5 protein-coding genes are annotated in these 22,858 nt (G+C 71.2%); 4 read left to right on the forward strand and 1 reads right to left on the reverse strand.

The window, feature by feature from the left end; translation table 11 throughout:
• The first annotated feature begins 270 nt into the window (after window positions 1–270).
• From GTY96_RS10145 to GTY96_RS10155, 3 genes are read left to right on the forward strand one after another with little or no spacing between them, the layout of a single operon-like run.
• Window positions 271–16,731 (forward strand): SDR family NAD(P)-dependent oxidoreductase, encoded by a 16,461-nt coding sequence (locus tag GTY96_RS10145; protein WP_161664600.1) that lies wholly within the window; start codon window positions 271–273, stop codon window positions 16,729–16,731.
• A gap of 24 nt (window positions 16,732–16,755) precedes the next feature.
• Window positions 16,756–17,556, forward strand: coding sequence for a hypothetical protein (locus GTY96_RS10150; protein WP_143900842.1), 801 nt, complete (start codon window positions 16,756–16,758; stop codon window positions 17,554–17,556).
• Window positions 17,553–19,187, forward strand: a complete 1,635-nt coding sequence (locus GTY96_RS10155; protein WP_161664601.1) for an FAD-dependent monooxygenase — start codon at window positions 17,553–17,555, stop codon at window positions 19,185–19,187. Before GTY96_RS10150 ends, GTY96_RS10155 begins: the two co-directional genes overlap by 4 nt.
• Before the next feature lie 24 nt (window positions 19,188–19,211).
• Here the strand turns inward: GTY96_RS10155 and fabD are convergent, their stop codons facing one another.
• The gene (gene fabD, locus GTY96_RS37560) at window positions 19,212–21,500 is read right to left on the reverse strand and encodes an ACP S-malonyltransferase (protein WP_161664602.1); all 2,289 of its coding nucleotides are present in this window, start codon (window positions 21,498–21,500) and stop codon (window positions 19,212–19,214) included.
• 131 nt (window positions 21,501–21,631) lie between these two features.
• On the opposite strand from fabD, the gene GTY96_RS10165 reads away from it, so the two are divergent.
• A complete protein-coding gene (locus GTY96_RS10165) occupies window positions 21,632–22,849 on the forward strand; it encodes a cytochrome P450 (protein WP_161664603.1) in 1,218 nt (405 codons plus the stop codon).
• Window positions 22,850–22,858: the final 9 nt, after the last annotated feature.

Here is a 22,858-nt window from a genome sequence, read left to right on the forward strand (position 1 = left end):
AGTTCCGGCGTCCGGCCCTGGCTCGGCACCCCGTGAAACATCGCGGTGCCAAATCCCAGGACGAGGTGCGCATCGCGCTGTCATCAGGACAGGCATGTCTCGCCAATTTTCCTGGGAATCTCCTCTCAAATTCAAGCATTCCGCGAATGCAGCACCAGACGGGGCGTGTCCCGCCCTCGGAGCCGCACTTATTGCGGATCTATTCACTCTCCCCTGTCTCAAGGAGTCAGAGCATTGATCTAGGCTGCCGGGTCTCCAGGACAAGACACCGTGCCCGACTTGCTACACGCGTTCGAGTGCAGCACCACGATCAGCCACGAAGACCCGCTCGTCCGGGATCACCGGGTCCACGGCGTGCGAATCCTGCCAGGGGTGGTCTTCCTGGATCTCGTGCTCCGCGCCCTGAAAGCCCAGGGGTTCGACACACCGTCGATTGAGCTGCGGAATGTGCTGTTCAGTGAGCCCATCGCCACCACGGAGCAGTTCGGCCGGCGCGTGCGCCTGCGCTTCGTCCCGCAGGACGCGGAGGCCCGGCACTGGCGGGTGACGGCGGAGAGCAGCCCCGTTCCCTCCGGGAGCGACGGCCCGGCAGGGGTCGGGGTCGTCGAGAACTTCCGCTGCGAGTTCCAGGTCACCCGTGAGCCGTTCGAGGGCCGGCTCGACGTGGATGCCTTGCTGAAACAAGCCACGCGCACCACGGACGTGGACGACGCCTATGTCTACGCGCGCGGCGCGGCCATCGAACACCTCGAGTTCATGAAGGGCCAGGGACAGCTCTACTTCCACGAGGGCGGAGTGCTGGCCGCGCTCCAACTGAGCAGGCCCGCGCGGGAACACCTGGAGGACTTCCTCCTCCATCCAGTCCTCCTGGACAGCTCCACGCTCCTGCCGTTCCTCTTCATGCAACAGCGGCCGGAGCTGGCCCTCCAGCCATTCATCCCCATCCACATCGAGTCGTTCCGTGCGGTGCGCGCGCTGGGCGAACGCGTGTTCGTCCATGTGCGTGAATCCAGCACCGGACTGGTGGCGGACGACCTCTTTCACAGCGACATCGACTTCTATTCGCGGGAGGGGCAACGCCTCGCATCCCTCCGAAAGCTGTCCACCAAGCGCATCCGCTCCGAAGCCCTCATCTCCCGCTTGCGACGCCCGGAAGGCGAAGCGCGTGCTCCGGAGCCACGCGCCGCGCCCGCCGTACCCGCCGTACCCGCCGCGCCCGCGACAGCCGCGAGTGACGCTCCCATCCTGGACTACCTGCGAGGCCTGCTCGCCTCTGAATTGTCGGTGGCCCCCGAGTCGCTCGACGAGACGGAGAACTTCTACTCCCAGGGACTGGATTCAACCCACCTGCTGCGAGTCGTGCGGCGGCTGGAGCAAGACCTCGCGTGCAAGCTCTACCCGACGCTGCTGTTCGAGCACAGCACCCTGCGCGAGCTGGCGGACTACCTCTCGCGGCATCATGCGCAGGGCGTGGCGGGGCTCGCCCCCAGACAGCCCCCCGCGGGCCGCGCCGAGACGCCTGCTCCCGTGCGACATGAAGTCCTCGTCCCCGCGGCCCCTTCACCGCGCACGCGCTTGGACGAACCCATCGCCATCATCGGGCTCGCGGGACGCTATCCCCAGGCTGCGGACCTGGACGCGTTCTGGGACAACCTCCAAGCCGGACGGGACTGCATCACGGAGGTCCCCAAGGAGCGCTGGAATCACGACCGCTGGTTCGATCCGAACGGCAAGCGCCCGGGCACCACCCAGGGCAAGTGGGGCGGGTTCCTTCAAGGCATCGACCAGTTCGACGCGCGCCTGTTCAACCTCTCGCCGCGCGAGGTCGAGCTCATGGATCCCCAGGAGCGGCTGTTCCTGGAGACGGCCTGGCAGGCGTTGGAAGACTCGGGCCAACCGGGCGGGGCCCTTCGAGGCCAGCGCGTGGGCGTGTTCGTGGGCGTGATGTGGGGGCAGTACGCGCTGCTGGGCTTGGAGGAGACCCTCAAGGGGCACCCCGTCGCGCCCTCGTCATTCGCATCGTCCATCGCGAACCGCGTCTCCTACTTCTTCGACTTCCGCGGCCCCAGCCTGTCCCTGGACACGATGTGCTCCTCGTCGCTGACCGCGCTGCACCTCGCCCGCGAGAGCCTGCTGCGCGGTGAGTGCGGACAGGCGCTGGTCGGCGGCGTCAACCTCATGCTGCACCCGAGCAAGTACGTGTTCCTCAGCGAGCACCGCATGCTCTCCAGTGACGGCCGGTGTCGCGCGTTCGGCGAGGGCGGCAGCGGCTACGTCCCGGGCGAGGGCGTGGGCGCGGTCCTGCTCAAGCCCCTCTCGCGCGCCGAGGCCGACGGGGACTTCATCCACGGCGTCATCCGCACGACCGCGGTCAACCATGGCGGCCGCTCCAACGGCTACACCGTCCCGGATCCCGACGTTCACGCCACGCTCATCTCCGAGGCGCTGGAGCGGTCGGGCGTCGAGCCTGGGACGGTCGGATACATCGAGGCGCACGGGACCGGCACGAGCCTGGGCGATCCCATCGAGATCTCCGGCCTGGGCAAGGCCTTCAGGGGCAGGACGGCTCCGGAGTGGAGCTGCGCCATCGGGTCGGTGAAGTCGAACGTCGGGCACCTGGAAGCCGCCGCGGGGATCGCCGGCATCACCAAGGTGCTGCTCCAGTTGCGCCACCGCAAGCTCGCCCCGTCGCTGCATGCGCGCCAGCTCAATCCCTTCATCGACTTCGCGAGCACGCCCTTCCGCGTCCAACAGGAGCTGAGCGACTGGCCCGCGCCAACGACCCTCGCGGGGCAGCCCGCCCCCAGGCGCGCGGGCCTGAGCTCATTTGGCGCGGGCGGAGCCAACGCCCACGTCATCCTCGAGGAGTACGTGGCCCCTCGGGCCGACGCACCACCTCCCGAGCGGCCACGACTGGTCGTCCTGTCCGCGCTCAAGGAGGACCGGCTCCGCCCCTACGCCGAACGGCTCCTGCGGGTCCTGGACCGGCAGGCCGCCCCCGGCGGCACGGCTCCCCGTGCCAGCCTGAGCCAGATCGCCTACTCGTCGCAGATTCGCGGCGAGCCCATGCCCGCGCGGCTCGCCTTCGTCGCCTCGAGCCTGGAGGCGCTGCGCGTACAACTGCGGAGCTACCTGGAGGGGACCTCCCTCCCAGCGGACTGCTTCCAGGGGACGGGCAGGGCCGCGCCCTCCACCGCGTCGCTGTCCGCGCGCGGGACGGAGGCCCCGGCGCTGCGCGAACTCGCCGCGCGCTGGGTGGAGGGCCAGGACGTGGACTGGTCCACGCTCCATCCCGAAGGCCGCCCCCGGCGGCACCCGCTCCCGACCTATCCCTTCGCGTGGCGCTCGTACTGGCTGCCGCGCACGGAGCACGTGGCCACCTCCGGCGGCGCCCCTCGGCGGCTTCACCCGCTGCTGGGACTCAACACCTCCACGTTCGCGGCCGTGCGCTTCTCCACGGCGTTCTCCGCCACGGAGCCGCTGCTCGCCGACCACCGCGTCCGTGGGCAGCCGGTGCTCCCGGGAGTCGTGTGTCTGGAGATGGCCCTCGCCGCGGCCCGACTGGCGGGCGCCGGGCCTGTCCACGGCCTTCGCGACATCACCTGGGCGAGCCCTGGGGTGCCGTCGTCAGACACCGCGACCCTCGACGTGTCCCTCGAACTCCAGCAGGAGGGCGAGCATCTGGGCTTCCGCCTCGTCGGAGCGACCGGGCAGCTCCACGCCCAGGGTCGGCTGTCGCGCAAGGAGAGCTCCGGGCAGAGGGAGTCGCGCCCGGCACCCGGTGACATCCAGGCGCGCTGCCCGCGCCTGCTGTCCGCGGAGGACTGCTACCGCCTCCTCGCCTCGCGGGGACTGGAGTACGGCGAGTCCCTGCGCCCCATCCGCGCGCTCCACGTGGGACATGACGAGGCGCTCGCCGCGTTGCACCTGCCCACGGCCCCCGCACCGGTGGACGTCACCCTCCCCCCCGGCCTGTTGGACGGTGCCCTGCAAGCCGTCATCGGCCTCCTCGCGCAGGAACCGGAGGGCGGTGTCGCGGCTGCGGAGCGGACCTGGCTTCCGTTCTCCCTGACGGCGGTGCACCTGCACCGGCCCCTGCCCCCCGAGTGCTTCGTCCACGTCACGCGCAAGGCGCGGCGCAAGGACGTGGAGACCTTCGAGCTGTGTCTGCTCGATGGCGCGGGGACGGTGCTCGTGCGGATGGAGGACTTCGCGATCCGAGAGGTTCGTGGACCGGCGCGCGAGCACCTCCGCGTCCTGGGCGAAGCCTGGGTGCCCGAACCACTGGAGCGCACCTCCAACGAGGCGACCGGTGCCCTGCTGCTCTTCGACCACGACACCGTCCTGCGCGACGGGCTTCGCGGAGGGACCCCACGGCCCGTGATCCTCGTGAAGCCGGGGACGGGCTTCCGCTCGCTCGGCGACGGCGTCTACGAGATCGCGCCCGCGCGCACCGAAGACGCCACGCTGCTGCTCCAGGCCCTGCGACAGGAGGGCCGCGTCCCCACGGCCGTGATTCACGCCTGGACCGCGCTGCACGGCTCCGGACCGGATCAGCAATCCCTGGAGCAGGTGCTGGAGCAGGGCCTCCAGGCGCTGATCAGCTTCACCCGGGCCTGGCTCCAGTCCCGGCCCGTGCCCTCGCTCCAGTTGCTGTGCGTGGAGGCTGGCGACGAGACCTCGTCACCCCATGCCGCGCTCTCGGGGTTCTGCAAGACGATCAACCGCGAGCATGGCGCCCTGCGATACCGAGTCATCCGACTCGGGGACGGCGTCACGCGCCCGGCCTGGGAGCTGTTGCTCCAGGAGCTCTCCCTGCCCCACGCGGCGGATGACTTGATCCGACTGGACCGGACGGGGCGCGCCCGGCTCCGCATGCAACGGCTGTCGCTGCCCGACGCGGACTCCACGCCCCTGCTTCGACACCGGGGCGTCTACCTCATCACGGGGGGGCGGGGCGGGCTGGGCCTGCTCTTCGCCCGCTTCCTCGCCCAACGCTTCCAGGCGCGGCTCGTCCTCGCCGGACGGGCTCCGGAGGACGCGGCCGTCCGTGACCAACTCCAGACACTCGCCGCCGACGGCGCGGAGGCCGTGTACCTGCGCGCGGACGTGTCTCGCGAGGATGAAGCGCAAGCGCTCGTCAACGCGACCGTGAGTCGCTTCGGCGCGCTCCACGGCGTCATCCACTCCGCCGGGGTGTTGCGCGATGCCATGGTCGCCCACAAGCGCCCCGAGGACGTGACCGAGGTCCTGCGGCCCAAGGTCCATGGCGCCCTCCACCTCGACCTCGCGACACGGCAGCTACCGCTCGACTTCTTCGTCCTGTTCTCCTCCCTGGCCGGAGTCATCGGCAACGTGGGGCAGTGCGACTACGCCTTCGCCAACCGGTACCTCGACCAGCTCGCAAGAAGGCGCGCGGCCCAGGTCGCACGGGGCCAGCGCCACGGACGCTCGCTCTCCATCGCCTGGCCCCTGTGGCGCGAGGGCGGCATGCGCGTGGACGCGCAAGTCGAACAGCACCTGCTGCGGACGCTGGGCATGAAGCCGCTGGGCACACGGGCGGGACTCGACTTCTTCGTGCGGGCACTGCACGCCACGGAGCCCGTGATGGCCGTCGTGGAGGGCGACCTCGCGGCCATCGATGAAGCCTTCGCGCTGATCCAGGCCCCCGCGTCCGCCCCGCTCCCGCCATCTTCCGAGGCCGCACCCGCTGACATGGAAGCGGTCCTGGCGACGGTCGCGGAGGTCCTTCGCGTGGACCCCGCGGAGGTGGATCCCGATGCGAGCCTGGAGGATCACGGCTTCGATCCCACCACGCTCGCGGTGCTGAGCACCCGACTGGGTGAGCGGATGGGCCGCGCCTTGAGTTCGCGCCAGCTGGCGGAACACGCCTCCGTGCGCGCCCTTTGCCAGACGCTCGCCGCGGTGGCGCTGCCCCGCCCATCCGTGCCCGCGCCCGCCGCACCGCCGTCCCCGAGGTCCGAACCCCAGCCCGTGGCCCCGAACGGACTCCTGCGCGACCGGGTGCGCGCCCAGGTCATGGGGACCGCGGCGTCGATCCTCAAGATGGACGTCGGGGATGTGGATCCGGACACGGACCTGCGCGACTTCGGCTTCGACTCCATCTCCATGACCCAGCTGGCCAACCGGCTGCGTGAACAGCTCGGCGTGGATCTCACTGCCGCGATGCTCTTCGAGCATGACCGGTTGGGGGCCCTCGTCGAGCATCTGCTCGCCACGCATCGGGGGGCCCTGAGCGCACGGTTTCCGGAGGAGCGGGCACCGCCCTCGGAGCCCTCGGTGGAAGTGACCGCCGCCCCGGAGCCCCCCAAGCCCCAGCCCCCTGCGCGCACCGCTCCCCCCAAGTCCGTGGCGGGCTCATCGGAGCCCATCGCGATCATCGGCATGGGCGGACTCTTCGCCCAATCCCCCGAGCTGGGCGCCTTCTGGCGGAACCTCGAGCAGGGGCGCGATTTGATCGCGGAGATCCCCCCGGAGCGGTGGGACTGGCGCGCGCTCGAAGGCAACCCGCTGACCGAGCCGAATCGGACCCGCGTCAGGTGGGGCAGCTTCATCGACCCGGTGGAGCACTTCGACGCGGCCTTCTTCCGCATCACGCCCCGCGAGGCGGCGCTGATGGACCCCCAGCACCGCCTGTTCCTCCAGCTGGCGTGGAACACCCTGGAGGACGCTGGCTACCGGCCCTCCTCCCTCGCGGGCAGCGACACGGGGGTGTTCGTGGGAATCGGCACGACCGACTACCACGACCTGTTGAGGGACTTCGGCATCGCCGCGGACGCGCACACCGCCACGGGCAAGGCGCACTCCGTGCTGCCCAACCGGCTCTCCTTCCTGCTCGATCTGCACGGCCCCAGCCTCCCGGTGGAGACGGCGTGCTCCAGCTCGCTGGTCGCCATCCACCACGCGGTCCAGGCCCTGCGCTCGGGTCAGTGCACGCTGGCGCTCGTCGGCGGCGTCAACCTGCTGCTCAGCCCGCAGCTGTATTTCGCGTTCAGCCGCGCGGGCATGCTGAGCGAGGACGGACGCTGCAAGACGTTCGACGCCTCCGCCAACGGCTACGTCCGCGGTGAGGGCCTGGGCGCCCTGCTGCTCAAGCCCCTGTCGCGCGCCGAGGCCGACGGGGACACCATCCACGCGGTCATTCGTGGAACGGCCATCAACCACGGCGGACGCGCCCAGGCGCTGACCGCCCCCAACCCCAAGTCCCAGGCGGACCTGCTGGTGGCCGCCTACGAGGACGCCCGGGTGGATCCGGCGACCGTCGGCTACATCGAAGCGCACGGGACGGGCACCTCCCTGGGAGACCCCATCGAGATCTCCGGCCTGCGCATGGCCTTCGAGCGGCTCTATCCGCGCTGGCAGCGGCCCCCGCCTTCGCGGCCCCACTGCGCGCTCGGCTCGGTCAAGACCAACATCGGACATCTGGAGACGGCCGCCGGCATCGCGGGGGTCCTCAAGGTGGCGCTCGCGCTGCGTCACCGCACCCTCCCCGCCAGCCTCCACTTCCAGCAGCCCAACCCCCAACTGCGGCTGGAGGGTGGCCCGTTCTACGTCAACGCGACCACCCGGCCATGGCCCGCGCCGCTCGACGACGCAGGCGTGGAGGGGCTCCGGCGCGCCGGCGTGAGCTCCTTTGGGTTCGGCGGCACCAACGCCCACGTCGTCCTGGAGGAGTACCGCGCGGCGCCCCGGCCCCCCCGGACCGCCACGCGGCCCCAACTGGTGGTGCTCTCCGCTCGCGATCCTGCCCTGCTGCGGACCACCGCCGAGCGGCTGCGCGAGGCCCTGCGCAACCCGGCGCCGCCGCACCTGGAAGATCTGGCCTACACGCTCACCGTGGGACGCGAGGTCCTGGATGAGCGGCTGGCCACCGTGGTGCGCGACCTCGATGAACTCGCCGCGCGGCTCGATGGATGGCTCGGACGCGGCACCGCCGAACACGTGCATGTCGGGAGCGCGGACGGAGCGCGGCTGCATGAGTCGCTTCTGGGCGGCGCCGCTGGCGCGGCCTTCCTGGAGGCGTTGTTCACCGGAGGGGAGCTCGACCGGCTCGCCCGGCTCTGGGTGAGCGGAGCCACGTCCGACCTGTCGCGGCTCTACCCGCTCCCGTCACGGCGCGTGTCCCTGCCCGGCTCACCCTTCGCCCAGACGCGGCACTGGCTGCTGCCCGGTCCGGCGGATCGGCTGTACGTGACGGGCGCGGCGACAGCGCCCATCGCGGTCCCTGAAACAGCGGCTCCGCGCGACGCCACTCCGCTGGAGGCCGACGGGACCTGGCGCGGCGCGCTCCAGTTCCTGACCCAGGCGCTGGCGACCACGGCGCGGCTCGATCCAGCGACCCTCCGTCCCACGGCCGACTTCGAGAGCTACGGGATGAACTCCATCCTCATCGCCGAGCTCCACCAGAAGCTCGAGGCGGCGTTCGGCAAGCTCCCGATCACCCTGTTCTTCAAATACAAGAACCTCGCGGACCTGGCGGCCTACCTGGGCCAGGAACACGGCGCGCAGCTCCAGCGGCTCACGCGGCAGGCCCCGGGGCCCTCCGCGACGACCGCGCCGCCCCCCGAGGGACCGCCCCCGCCCGCCGCGCGCGTGGGGCCCCCGGAGCAGCGCCCACGCTCCTCGCCGATGCCTCGGGACAGCGTCGCGGATGGGGACATCGCCATCATCGGGATGAGCGGCCGCTATCCCCAGGCGGAGGACCTGGAGCACTACTGGCGCAACCTGGAGACGGGCAAGGACTGCATCGAGGAGATCCCCACGGAGCGTTGGGACTACCGCCCCCTGTTCGATGCCACACGCCAGGAGCCGGGCTCCATCTATGCGAAGTGGGGCGGCTTCCTGGACCGCGTGGACCGCTTCGATGCGGCCTTCTTCCAGATCTCTCCGCTGATCGCCCGCTACATGGACCCCCAGGAGCGCCTCTTCCTGGAGACCGCCTGGGCCTGCATGGAGGACGCGGGCTACACGCGCGCGGGGCTGGCGAAGGCGGACGCGGGAGATCAACGCGCGCCCGTGGGCGTGTTCGTCGGAGCCACGTACAACGAATACGCCCTCTTCGGCGCGCAGGAGTGGTCGCGAGGCCACCGCATCCCGTTCAGCACCCAATCCTTCTCCATCGCCAACCGGGTCTCCTACGCGCTCAACCTGAGCGGGCCCAGCCTCACGCTGGACACCGCCTGCTCCTCGTCGCTCAACGCCATCCACCTCGCGTGCGAGAGCCTGCGCTCCGGCGCATGCGAGGTGGCGCTGGCGGGCGGCGTGAACCTGTCGCTGCACCCGAGCAAGTACGTGATGCTCTGCGCCAACCGCTTCGCGTCGAGCGACGGGCGCTGCCGCAGCTTCGCCGCGGGGGGCGATGGCTATGTCCCCGGCGAGGGCGTGGGGGCCGTCCTGCTCAAGCCCCTGGCCATGGCGCTGCGCGACGGGGACACCATCCACGCGGTCATCAAGGGCAGCGCGCACAACCACGACGGGAAGACCCATGGCTACACGGTGCCCAACCCCGTGGCGCAGACCGAGGTCATCTCCACGGCCCTGAGACGTGCCGGGGTGGATGCCCGGACCCTCGGCTACGTGGAAGCGCACGGGACGGGCACCAGCCTGGGCGACCCCATCGAGGTCACGGGGCTGACGGATGCGTTCCGGAGCCACACACCGGACCGGGGCTTCTGCGCCATCGGCTCGGTCAAGGCCAGCATCGGCCACCTGGAGTCGGCCGCCGGCATCGCGCAGCTCCACAAGGTCCTCTTGCAGATGAGGCACCGCCGGCTGGCGCCCACCCTCATCCATGGGGGGCAGCTCAATCCGCACATCGACTTCGCGAGCACGCCCTTCCGCGTCCAACGCGAAGCCACGCCGTGGCACTCACGGCCCGGAGAGCCCCTGCGCGCCGGCATCAGCAGCTTCGGCGCGGGCGGCGTCAACGTGCACCTCGTCGTCGAATCCTGGGAAGGGCCCGCGCTCCGGAGCTTCCCGCTCCCGGCCCGGCCCCAGGTCCTCGTGCTGTCCGCCCGCACGCCGGAGCGGCTGCGCGTCCAGGCGCGGCGGCTGCTCGATTGGCTCGAGGCCCGGCCAGACTGGGGCCTGGGTGAGTTCGAAGCGCTCGCGTTCACGCTGCAACAGGGGCGCGAGGCGATGTCCGCCCGGCTCGCCTTCGTGGCCTCGGACCTGGTCATCACCCGCGAGAGGTTGCGCGTCTACGTGGCGCACGCGGAGGACTCCGTGGCGCTCCGAGCCCAGGGCCTCTTCACCGCCACCCTCTCCCCATCGCACGTGGCGGACGCCGCGCCCCCCGAGTCCGAGCTGCTGGCGCTCGTCGCCCGGCATGAGCACGCCACGCTCGCGCGCACCTGGGCCGAAGGCACGCCCTGGCCCTGGCGGGCCCTGTACCGGGAGCACCCGCCGCGCCGGCTCCGCCTCCCGACCTACCCCTTCGCCGGAGAGCGCCACTGGATTGAATCCTCGGGACCAGCGCCCACGCCGCCGCCTCCGGGGGCCCCCCCCGCCCCCACGTCCCCCGAGCCGCGACACCGCCAGTCGATGCGGGAGCAGTTGGCGCACGCCCCCCAGGCCGAGCGGCACGCGCTCTTGATCAGCCTGCTCGGCGAAGCGGTGGCCCGCGTCCTGGCCTATGCGCCCTCCACGCAGCCGTCGCCGGAGGAGGGCTTCTTCGATCTGGGGATGGAGTCGGTGCAGGCCACGCAGCTCGTGGAGCACCTGGAGGGCGAGCTCGGGATCGACCTCTACCCCACGCTCGCGTTCGATCACCCCACCCTGCGGGCACTCGCGGACTTCCTCCTCGAACGGCTCCCCGCCGTGGCCGAGGCGCCCGCCGCGCGCCGCGCCGAAGCTCCAGCGGAAGTGGTGCTCGCGCGCCCGGAGTGGCGTGACGCACCCTGCACGGAGTCCCCCGGCCGCGCCCCTCGCGGCGTCCTGCTCGTCGGAGGGAGCGAGGCCCACGCCAGGGCCTTCCGCGAACACCTGCACGCGCAGGGCGTGGAGGTGCCGGTGGTGGGGGCGCGCCTGGGTCAGCGCTTCGACGCGACCGGCGCGGAACCCGAGTTCGATCCCGCCGACGCGCGGCAGGTGCAACAGCTCCTCGCCGCGCTGAGCGGACGGGGGCTCCAACCCAGTCACGTGTTCCATCTCGGCGCGCTCGACGCGGACTTCGGGAAGGACCCCACCCTCGGCTTCGCGCAGCTGTTGGGGATCGCGCAGGGCATGCTCGCGCACACGTCCGATGGGGCGATGCGTCTGGGGTATCTGCACGCCACGGTGGACGGCACGCATCGACCCGCCCACGCCGCCCTGGGTGGGTTCTGCCGCGCGCTCGGCCTGGAGGCGCCACGGCTGGGCTTCCAGACCCTGGCACTGGGCCCGGAGTCCTCCGCGCCTTCCGAGGTGGCGCGGCTGGCGCTGGCCAACAGCGGCCAGGACGACGTCGAGATCCGGTACGTGGCGGATCGGCGTCAGGTGCGTGAGCTGGTGGAGCCACCCCATGCGCCTCCACGCCCCTCGCCGCTGCGACAGGGCGGGGCCTACCTGCTCACCGGCGGAGCGGGCGGACTGGGCCTGCTGCTGGCCGAGCATCTGGTGCGCACCGTCCAGGCGAGGATCGCGCTCATGGGCCGAGGCGAACTCGACGAGGCCCGGCGCCTGCGGCTGGAGGCGCTGCGCGGGACGGGCGCCCAGGTGTTCTACATCCGCGCGGATGTGAGCGACCGGGACTCGGCCGCGCGGGGGCTCCTCGAGGCCTGTGAGCGACTGGGGACGGTGCACGGCATCATCCACGCGGCGGGGGCGACGCGAGACTCACTCGTCGCGGCCAAGGACCCGGCGCAGTGGGCGGCGGTGCTCGGCCCCAAGGTGCACGGCACGCTGCACCTGGATGAGGCCAGCCGCCACCTGCCCTTGGACTTCTTCGCGCTGTTCTCCTCCACGGCCGCCATCACGGGGAACGTGGGCCAGAGCGACTACGCCTTCGCCAACGCCTTCCTCGACGCGTTCGCCGAGGAGCGCGAGGCGCGACGGGCACGAGGAGAACGGCGGGGCCGCACGGTGTCGTTCAACTGGCCGTTGTGGGCCGAGGGCGGCATGCGGGTGGACGCCAGCACGCTGCGCTTCATGGAGCGCCGGGGCGGACTCACGCCCCTGCCCACCGCGCTTGGGCTGTCGGTGTTCGAGGCGGGGCTGGCCCAGGACGACTGCCAGCGCGTGGTGTTCCATGGGGCCCGCGACGTCCTCGTGCAGCGGTTCGGCATCCGGGCCAAGGCCGTGGTGCCAGAAGCCGCCCCTCCCTCGCCCTCGCCCGCGCCAGTGGCCGGGCCACGTTCCTCGGCGCCCACGCCGGAAGGACGGGAGCCCATCGCCATCATCGGGATGGCCTGCCGGTTCCCCGGTGGGTGCGACAGCCCCGAGGCGCTGTGGCGGTTCCTCATGGAAGGCGGCGACGCCATCGTCGATGTCCCCAGGGAGCGGTGGGATCCCGAGGCCTTCTTCAACGCGGATCCCGATGCCGCCGGGCGCGTGTACGTGCGACAGGCAGGGTTCCTGAAGGAGGCGCCCGCGCTCTTCGACGCGCGGCTCTTCGGCATCTCTCCACGCGAAGCCATCGACATGGATCCCCAGCAGCGCCTGTTGCTGGAGGTGTCGTGGGAGGCCCTCGAGCGCGCGGGCCTCGCCCCCGACAGCCTCGCGGGCAGCCCCGTGGGAGTCTTCGTGGGGATGGGCAGCGCCGAGTACGGCCTGCTCCCTCGCACAGCGGGACAGTTCAGCGCGTACAGCGCCACCGGGCTCGCGGCGAACATCGCCTCGGGGCGGATCTCCCACCGGCTGGGGCTCCAGGGGCCCGCGCTCACCGTGGACACCGCGTGCTCCTCATCGCTCATGGCCGTCCACCTGGCGTGCGACAGCCTGCTCCGAGGCGAGTCCACCGTGGCCGTGGCCGGCGGCGTCAACCTCATGTTGTCGCCGTATACGTTCGTCTCGCTGAGCCGGCTGCGCGCCCTGGCGCCGGATGGACGCTGCAAGACCTTCGACGCGTCCGCGGACGGCTATGGCCGCGCTGAAGGCGGCGGGATGATTGTCCTCAAGCGGCTGGCCGACGCGCGGCGGGACGGCGATCCCGTGCTGGCCGTGCTCCTGGGCTCCGCGGCGAATCATGACGGCGCGAGCAGCGGGCTGACCGTGCCCAACGGGCTCGCCCAGCAGGCGCTGCTGCGCAAGGCGCTGGAGTCGGCGCACCTGGAGCCCCAGCGCATCTCGTACGTGGAAGCCCACGGCACGGGCACCTCCCTGGGAGACCCCATCGAGATGCAGGCCCTGGGGACCGTGTACGGGCAGCGCCCGGCCTCCGCGGAGGCGTTCACGGTCGGCGCGGTGAAGGCGCACCTGGGGCACCTGGAGGCCGCCGCGGGCATCGCCGGCCTCATCAAGACCGTGCTCTGCCTCCAACACCGGACGATTCCGAAGCAGCCCCACCTCCACCAGCTCAACCCCCACATCCGCCTGGAGCGCATGCGCGCCCGGCTCGCATGGGACACGCTGCGGTGGGACGGGGAAGGACGGGCGGCCGGCGTGAGCGCCTTCGGGTTCTCGGGGACGAACGTCCACGTCATCGTGGCCGAGCCCCCCGCTCCGCCCGCCCCCGTCGCTTCGCCCCCGCGGCCCGTGCACCTGCTCCCGCTGTCGGCCCGGGACGACGCCGCGCTGCGCGCCCAGGCCCGCGCCTGGCGGGAGTACCTGTCGCGAGAGCCGGAGCACCTGCTGGGCGCGGCGTGCACCGCCGCCGTGGCCGCGCGCAGCCACCTGGAGCACCGCGCCGCGGTGGTGGCCTCCGATGGCGCGGGACTCGCCGCCGGACTCCTGGCACTCGCCGAGGGCCACGGGGCCGGGGGCCTGCTTCGCGGCGTCGTCGAGCAGGCCGCCATCCCCCGGCTCGCGCTCGCCATTCCCCACGCGGGGGACCTGCGCGCCACCGTGGCGGCGCTCTCCCCCGTGGAGCCTGTCTTCGCGGCGGCCTTCGACGCGTGTGGCGCCGTCGTCGCGGAGCTGTCAGGCGGCTCCCCTCGCATGCTGGAGGCGCCGGAGGTCACCACCTTCCGCGCCCGATACGCCCTGCTCAAGCTGCTGGGGCACTGGGGCTATCAACCCGACGCACTGCTGGCGGACGGCCTGGGCCTCTACCTCGCGGCCTGCGAGGCCGGCGTGTTGGAGCTCCGGGATGCGCTGCGCTGCCTGTTGCGCGACCTGGGTGGGCTGGGCGCCTTCACCCTGGAGCCGGGGCAATTGACGGAGCCGCGCCTGCGCCTGCTGCACACGCGAACCGACGCGCTCATCGACGCCCGGAAGGCGGCTCGCGCCGACACGTGGACGCAGCCTGCCCTCGCGACGGGGGATTGGGAGGCGGCCCTCGCGGGGCTGGCTTCCACCGAGCGCCGGATCATCGTGGCGCTGGGCGACACGGAGCGCCCCTGGCTTCGCGCCACCTCGGACGAGGCGCCCTGGCGAACGCTCCTGGACTGCGTGGCGGACCTCTACACGCGGGGGCTCGCCCCGGCTCGACGCCCCTTCACCGAAGGACGGGCCCGGCCGGAACGTCCACCGCCGACCTACCCCTTCCAGCGCAAGCCCTACTGGCTGCCGACCCGGCCCGTGGAGGTCGCCCCCATCGGAACGGATGCCTCCGGTCCCCCCGTGTTCGACGGCACGCCGCTGCACTCACCCCGCCGTGAGCGCGAATTCGCATACCGGATCAGCTACGCGCGCCTGCCGGAGCTGGCGGACAACCACGGCGTCGCCCACGTCGGACACCTGCAGGAGCTCCTGACCCGCGCCATCCGCCAGCACCTGGACTTCACGTCATTCGCGCTTCGGGACGTGCGCTACCTGGTCGCGCTGCACGTGGATCCCCACGAGGAGCGCGAGGTGCGCCTCGGGGTGGAACCCCTGGAGGGGGATCGCGCCCGGCTGCTGCTCCATGGCCGCGTGGATGAACGCGGTCCGTGGACCCTCCACGCCCAGGCGGTGCTGGAGCACGCCGCGTCCACTCCCGATGCCTCGGGCGCCCTTCCGAGCCTGGAGCAGGCCACCCGCTGGGACGGCGACACCTTCTACCGCCGGCTCGAAGCGCTGTCCTTCGACCTGGGGGAGAGCGTGAAGTGGGTGGACGCGGTGGACTTCCGCGAGGGTGAAGCCCTGGCCCGTTTCCGGCCGCGGTCCCGCGCGGAGCAGCCCTCGCACGCCCTGGGCTTCCATCCGGGCATCCTCGACGCGTGCGCGCAGCTGTTCGCCGTGGCGGGGGCGGCCCACCTCGATGAGCGCATGCGCTTCATGGTCGTGGGCTGGGAGTCCTTCCAGCTCCACCACGCCCCGGCGAGCGACACGCTCCTGTGCCACATCACCTTCCCCGAACCTCCCGACGCGAACGGGAACATCACCGGCCACTTCCGGCTCCTGGACGAAGCGAACCGACTCGTCGCCGAGGCCCGGGGACACCGGCTGCGACTGCTGAGCGCCGAACGGGTGGCGGCGCTCGAAAAGGCACTCCAGGACACGCCCCGGCCCCAGGGCCCTCGGTCCCATGAGGTGAGGGACGCGGCCGCCCAGCACGCGGCGGTCGTGGCGTTCCTGACCGGTCGTGCCGCGCATCACCTCCAGATGGAGCAGGACGCGGTGACGCCCCATGTGCCGCTGCGGGACCTGGGCCTGGACTCCATCACGGGGCTGTCCTTGCGACGGGACATCGAGGAGACCCTGTCGCTGCGGGTGCCCGCGGAGCTGCTGCTCGAAGGCCCGAGCATCGACAACCTCACCCGCGCCCTGTTGCGCGACCTCGCGCCAGCGGAGCGCGCTCCGGACGCCGTGCCCCCGGCGACGGCACCTCACTCCTGGTTCAGCCACGTGGTGCGCCGCCCGCGTCCTCGCGTGCGCCTGTTCTGCTTCCCCTATGGCGGCGGCGGCGCCTCGCTCTACCTGGACTGGGCGCGGCTGCTGCCCGAGCACATCGAGGTCTGGCCGATACAGCTCCCGGGACGCGAGACCCGCATCCACGAGCCACCCCTGCACCGCCTGGAAGACCTGCTGCCCCAGCTCGAGTCCGCGCTGCGGCCCCACCTGGACCTGCCCTTCGCCTTCTATGGGCACAGCCTCGGCGCGCTGCTCGCGTACCTGCTCGCCAGCCGGCTCCGCGCCCGCGGCCTGCCCCAGCCCGAGCACCTCCTCGTGGGGGGGGCCAGCGCGCCCTTCCTGTCGCCCGGTCCGTTCCTGGAAGGGCTCCAACAGCGCTTCCGCGCGGCGGGCTTCCAGGGCGTGCCCGACCCCGGGACGCGCGAGCCCCTGGGGCCGCTGCTCGACATCGCGATGAACACGGCCGAGGGACGGGTGATGGCGGGCCGGGACACCGACTTCGCGCGAGCACTGCTGCCCATGATGCTCGCGGACCTGAAGTTGATGGAGGGCTACCGCTACCAGCCCGAAGCGCCCTTCGCGTTCCCCATCACCGTCATGCACGGCGCCTCCGATGACCGCATCACGGCCGAGGCCTCCTCGGCGTGGCGCGCGCTCACCCAGGGGGCGTTCCACCAGCACGTGACGCCGGGCGATCACTTCTTCCTTCGCCCGAACCAGGCCCAGGCCTGGCTCCTCCAGCGGATCGCCTCCGCCCTGCCTCCCCTCCTCCCGACGCAAGCCTCTCCCCTCTCCGCCTGACCCCTCATCCTCGGACGGCTCTCCATGCGACGCGCCCACCTCTTCGAATTCAACGACCTGCCATGGCTGCCTTCGCCCCTGCGCAAGACGATCATGGAGTTCCTGCACCACATGTCCGTACGGCTGCGGATGTATGACAATGGCTTCGACGCCCTCGCCCGGCTGATGGAGCAGAAGGGCCTCACGTCCATCCAGGCGATGTGCGCGGGGGACGGCGGGCTGATGCTGGCCCTGTCCCGGCACCTGGGCCGCGAGGACGTCCGCATCCAGCTGTCGGACAAGTACCCGTCGCTGGAGCGGTTCGCCGAAATCGAGCGTGAGAGCGCGGGCCAGGTGAGCCACGTCCAGGCGTCGGTGGACGTGCTGGACGTTCCCGAACACCTGTCGGGCCTGCGCCTCATCGTCAACGCCGTGCACCACTTCCAGCCCGGCGCGGTGCGGGGAATCCTGGCGGACGCGGTGGCCAAGCAGCAGCCCATCGTGTTCCTGGAGCCCGTCCAGCGCGACCTGCTGTCCGTGCTGCGCTTCAGCGCCGCGACGCCGTTCATCAGCGCCTGGTTGAGCCTGGGAGGCATCCGCCCCTTGAGCCTGCGCCGCGTGCTGCTGGGCTTCGTGGCCCCCGTGGGCGCGTTGTGCTTCCTCTTCGACGGCGTGGTCTCGCACCTGCGCGCCTACCACCTCCAGGAGTGGCAAGCGCTCATCCAGCAGGTCGACGGGCACGAGGGCTATGACTGGGATTTGCGGCAACTGACGGGGTTCATGGGCGCGCGCGTCTCCTTCCTGGCCGGCGTGCCGAAGCCGCGGACCCCGGTGCTGACGCCATGAGCGCCGCGGAGGTGTTGATCGTGGGGGCTGGCCCGGTGGGGCTGTGCCTCGCGCTCGCGCTCGACCAGCAGGGCGTCCGGGTGCGCATCATCGACAAGGAGCCCTCGTTCTCCGGCGAGTCCAAGGCCGTGACGCTCCAGCCCCGGACCCTGGAGATCTTCCAGACGCTGGGCGTCGCGGACCGGCTCATGAAGGACGGGGTGGTCAACCGCGTCATGAACATGCACGTCGGGCGTAAGCGCGTCACGGTGCTGCGCTACGACCGGCTGGAGAGCGCCTTCGCCTTCTACCTGCACCTGCACCAGGGCCAGACGGAGCGGGCGCTGGTCCAGGTGCTGGCAGACCGGGGCATCACCGTGGAGCGCTCCACCGCGCTGGAGGGCTTCCGCCAGGACGCCGCGGGAGTGACGGCGCGGCTCGCGCGGACCGGGAGCGCGCCGGAGGAGGTCACGGTGCCGTACCTGGTGGGCTGCGATGGTGGCCACAGCCGGGTCCGCGCGGTGCTCGACCTGGCGTTCAGCGGCGCGCGGCATGACGACAACTGGATCATGACCGACGTGCGCATCCCCAACATGTCGCTCGCCCGCGACGAGCGCCACGGCTTCATCCTGGACCGGTTCCCCTTCGTGGTGCTGAACCTGGGCAACGACTACTACCGGCTCATCGCCGCGCGTCCCCCCGGGTCACCGCTTGCGGGGCAGGTGCCTACGCTGGAGGAGTTCCGCGAGATCATGACGCCGCTGGGCCTGGGACACTGGCGGCTGGAGGAGCCGCTGTGGCTCACCCACTACCATCCCAGCCAGCGCCTCGTTTCCCACTACCGGGTGGGGCGGGTCTTCGTGGCGGGGGACGCGGCCCACGTGAACACCCCCATCGCCGCGCAGGGACTCAACACGGGGGTGCTGGATGCGGTCAACCTGGCGTGGAAGCTCCGCCTCGCGGTCCGGGGCAAGGCGAGCACCGCCCTGCTCGACAGCTACCACGCGGAGCGCCACGCCGCCGCCGTGACGATGTTCGCCCAGAACGACCGGCTCACCACGCTCGTCTTTGGCACCAATCCCCTGCTGCGCTTCCTGGCGCGCAAGCAGTTGCACCTGCTCAACATCCCCGCGTTGAACCTGAAGAACGTCCTGGGGACCTCGCAGCTCGACCTGCATTACCGCCACAGCCCGGTGGTGCAACCAGCGCTCGACGCCTCCGGCACCCGCGCCGCCCGTGCCGCGTTCGCCCCAGGCCGGGCCCAGCCCGGAGATCGCGCGCCGCACTGTGTCTTGCACGCGGAGAGGTCCACCCCGCTCTACGAGGTCCTCCGAGCGACCCACCACACGCTCCTCATCCTGGGCGGTGAGACACCCGACCCGGCGCGGATGCGGGCCATGGCCGAGCACGCCCGCGCGAAACACGGCGAGTGGCTCACGTCCCACTTCGTGTTTCACGGGCAGATCGCGCCCGGCTTCGACGGTGGAGGGCTGGGCACGACCTGGCGGGACGTGGATGGGAAGGCCCACCGGGCCCTGGGCGCGAAAGGCGCGGGCTGCGTGTTGATCCGCCCCGACGCCTACATCGCCGCGCGCTTCCCCCTGGATGCGTCAGGGAGCCTGGACACCTATTTCAACGCCCTCCTGCACTGAGGGCCCACGGCGGGGGGACGCGGCTCAGGTCCCCCCGCGCATCACCTGGAAGCGCTCCTCCAGCCAGCCCGCCGTCGCCTCCATGAGCTTGTCGCCAATGGCATCCACGTGCCGGTCGCGCCACGAGGCAAGGGGTGTCCCACGGACCCACTGGTTGAACGCGCCCATCGCGGGCCCGCAGTGGACCTGGTAGTCGGTGCGCTGCTCGCGGCTCCCGCGCAAGGCCAGGCGCGAGGTGTGGACGAAGTACCAGCGGAACACGAGGGCCATCTTCTTCCGGGGGTTGCGCTCGGCGCGCTCCAGCTCCGCGGGGTCGGCGCGCAGGTAGTGCTGCCGCGTCTCCTCCCAGACCTCCTCGAAGCCGCGACGGAAGACCTTCTCCTGGAGCTGCTTCCGGGTCTCCGCGTCCAGGGCCTCCAGGGAGGGATGTTGTTGGTAGAGCGCGTAGAGGCGGTTGGCGCGCGCCGGAAAGAAGAGCCCCTTGCGCACCACCTGGATCTTCGCCCCCAGCTCGAACATGTCGCCCGCGGGAGCGCACGTCACGTCCTGCACGTCCAGCGTCTCCAGCAGATCCTTCACGGGCTCGCTGGTCCCGGCCTCCACGGTGCACTGGTTGATGGACCCCGTCACGATGAAGTCCGCGCCCATCAGGAACGCCGCCGCCGCCGCGTGGGGGGTTCCGATGCCCCCCGCCGCCCCCAGGCGGATGCGGGCCGGGTAGCGGTGCAGGGCCATCATCCGGTCGCGCAGCAAGCTCATCGCCGGGAACAGGGCACTGGCGACGCCCTGGTCCGTGTGACCTCCGGAGTCGGACTCCACGCAGACGTCCCCGGCCATGGGCAGCTCGAGCGCGAGCCGGGCCTCCTCCGGGGTGAGCTGTCCGGCGCGGACGAGCCCATCGAGCAGGGACTGGGGAGGCGGCGACATGAAGGCCTCCGCGACCTCCGGCCGGGACACCTTGGCGATGAGCCGGTTCGGCGCCTCGATCTGACCGTCCTCGCGCCGCCGCACGCCCGTCATGCGGAAGCGCACGAGGGCCGGGGTCAATTGCAGGAACGCCGACGCCTCGACGTTGCGGACACCCCGGCGAAGGAAGAGGTCGACCAGCCGCGCCTCGCGTTCGGGGCGTTCAGGGCTGTGCAACAGGTTCATGCCGTAGGCCTCGCCCGGACGCAGCGCGGCCTGGATGGCCAGGAGCTCCTCCTCGATGCGCTCGAGCGGGACCCCGCCGGTCCCGAAGAACCCCAGCAACCCCGCGCGTCCCATGCGCACCACCAGTTCCCGGGAGGAGATGCCCTTGTACATGGAGCCCGCCACGTAGGAGAGGCGCACGCCATAGGCCTCACGGAAGGCCTTGCTGCCCAGCGTCCCGGCGCGCGCCCCCGGCTCGCGCGCGGGCGTGGGCGCGCGGACCGGTGAGGGCGCCTCCAACCTGGGAGGAGGCGCCACGACGGGCACGCTCGCGGTCATGCCCGCGGGGGTCGCCTGACGAATCTGCCCGATGAGCCCCGTGAGCACCCGGCCGTGCCCTACCTCCACGAACTCCTGCTCCCCCTGGGCGAGGAGGGAGCGCACGCTCTGCGTCCACCGCACCGGCGAGTCGATCTGCCGGGCCAGCAGCTCCGGCACCCGCGCGTCCTCGTAGGGCCGGGCCTCCACGTTGGAGATGACCGGGAAGCGCAGCGGCGCGAAGGAGAACTCCCGCAGGAAGGCCGCGAAGGCGTCGCGCGCGGGCCGCATGTACCGGGAATGGAACGCGGCGCTCACCTTGAGCAGGACGACGTTGGCGCCCACCGCGCGCAGCTCGGGCGCCACCCGCTCCAGGTCCTCGCGCGGTCCGGACATCACCTGCTGGGTGGGCGTGTTGTCATTGGCCAGGTCCAGGGTGCGCACCCCCAGCCGCTCCAGCACTTCGACGATGCGCTCCCCGGACAGGCCCACCACCGCGGCCATGCCACCTCCGCTCGCCTGGGCCATCAACTCCCCGCGCTTGCGGACCAGGAGGACGCCGGTCGCGAAGTCGAAGGCACCCGCGGCGAACAGCGCGTTGTACTCCCCCAGGCTGTGCCCCATGGCATACTCGGGATCGCGTCCATGGCGCGCCCGCTGCTCCAGCCATGCGAGCGCATTCAGGACGAACAGCGCGGGCTGGGTATACCGCGTCTCATCCAGACGCGCGTCCTGGCAGACCTCCGCCAGCCGATACCCCAAGAGGGCGTCCGCCTGGGCCGCCAACCCCGGGTGTCTCGCGACCAGATCCCCACCCATTCCCCGCTTCTGAGAACCCTGTCCAGGAAACACGAACGTCGTCATGTGTCACTCCCGTTTCCGTACGTCCGATGCTCGGTCTGCCGCTTCTCCTGGGTTATCATGTTCACGGCCGTGAGCCCATTCAGGGCCTTGTCCACGCTCTGTGCCCGCCGCTCTCCAGAGGAAACCATCCCATGAGCCAAGACGCGAAGCTGCATGTCAACATCCTGAGCCCGGAGTTCAACGTCAATCCCTACCCTTTCTACAAGCAGCTGCGTGAGCAGGAGCCTGTGTATTGGAGCGAGGAGACGCGACACTGGCTGCTCACCCGGTATGAAGATGTCCAGGTAGCCCTGAAGGACACGACGCGCTTCTCCAGCCAGAGCAGCGAGACCTTCGTCGTGAACGATGAGTTCATGAAACACCTGCGGCCCATCATCACCCACTTCTCCATGTGGGCCGTGATGAAGGACAACCCCGAGCACAAGCGGCTGCGCGGCCTCATCAACCAGGCCTTCCGCCCCGACAACGTCAAGGACATCCACCAGCGGGCCCAGCAGACCGCGAACTGGTTGATTGACCAGGTCTACGACAAGGGGGAGATGGACTTCGTCAATGACTATGCCTACGCGCTGCCCGCGATGCTCTTCTCGGTGGAGATCCTGGGCATGAACCGCGACGACCTGCCCACGTTCAAGTCCTGGAGCGTGGACCTCGCGCGGGCGACGGGCCGCATCGACAGCCTGGAGGTGATGTTGAAGGGGCAGGACGCGCTGTTGAAGATGACTGAATACATCACGCGCGCCATCAACGACCGCCTGGAGCGCCCGCGCGAGGACTTCATCTCCTACCTCGTCAAGGCGTGGCGCGAGGACAACAAGCTCACGCTGGAGGAGGTGGTGGCCCAGATGGTGCTGCTGCTCGCCGGCGGCCACACCACCACGCAGAACGTCATCAGCACGGGCCTGCTCGCGCTCTTCAAGCACCCCGAGCAGCTGGAGCGGCTGAGGCAGAACCCGCAGATCAACCGGGCCGCGGGCGAGGAGCTCTACCGCTTCACCTCCCCTGCCCAGGCGCCCACCCGCATCGCGGCGTGTGACTTCGAGCTGGGTGGCAAGCAGATCAAGAAGGGCCAGGGCATCATGCCCATGGTGGCCGCGGCCAACCGCGACCCCGCCTACTTCGACCAGCCGGACTCGCTGGACCTCACGCGTGAGAAGAATCCGCACCTGGGTTTCGGCACGGGCATCCACGTCTGCCCGGGCGCCTTCCTCGCGCGCGCGGAGATCCCCGTCGGCTTCGAAACGCTCATGCGGCGCATCCCGAACATCCGCCCCAAGCACGACGCCGAGGACTGGAACATGAACCTCAGCTTCCGGGGTCTGTCCACGTTCCCCCTGGTCTGGAGCTGAGGTTCCCCA

The sequence above is a fragment of the Corallococcus silvisoli genome (genome assembly GCF_009909145.1).
In the GTDB taxonomy this organism is placed as follows: domain Bacteria; phylum Myxococcota; class Myxococcia; order Myxococcales; family Myxococcaceae; genus Corallococcus; species Corallococcus silvisoli.

What these genes read in the sequence shown, in the direction of transcription:
- GTY96_RS10150 (WP_143900842.1), top strand. Translation starts at nt 16,756, where the DNA reads ATGCGACGCGCCCACCTCTTCGAATTCAACGACCTGCCATGGCTGCCT.
- GTY96_RS10155 (WP_161664601.1), top strand. Translation starts at nt 17,553, where the DNA reads ATGAGCGCCGCGGAGGTGTTGATCGTGGGGGCTGGCCCGGTGGGGCTG.
- fabD (WP_161664602.1), bottom strand. Translation starts at nt 21,500, where the DNA reads ATGACGACGTTCGTGTTTCCTGGACAGGGTTCTCAGAAGCGGGGAATG.
- GTY96_RS10165 (WP_161664603.1), top strand. Translation starts at nt 21,632, where the DNA reads ATGAGCCAAGACGCGAAGCTGCATGTCAACATCCTGAGCCCGGAGTTC.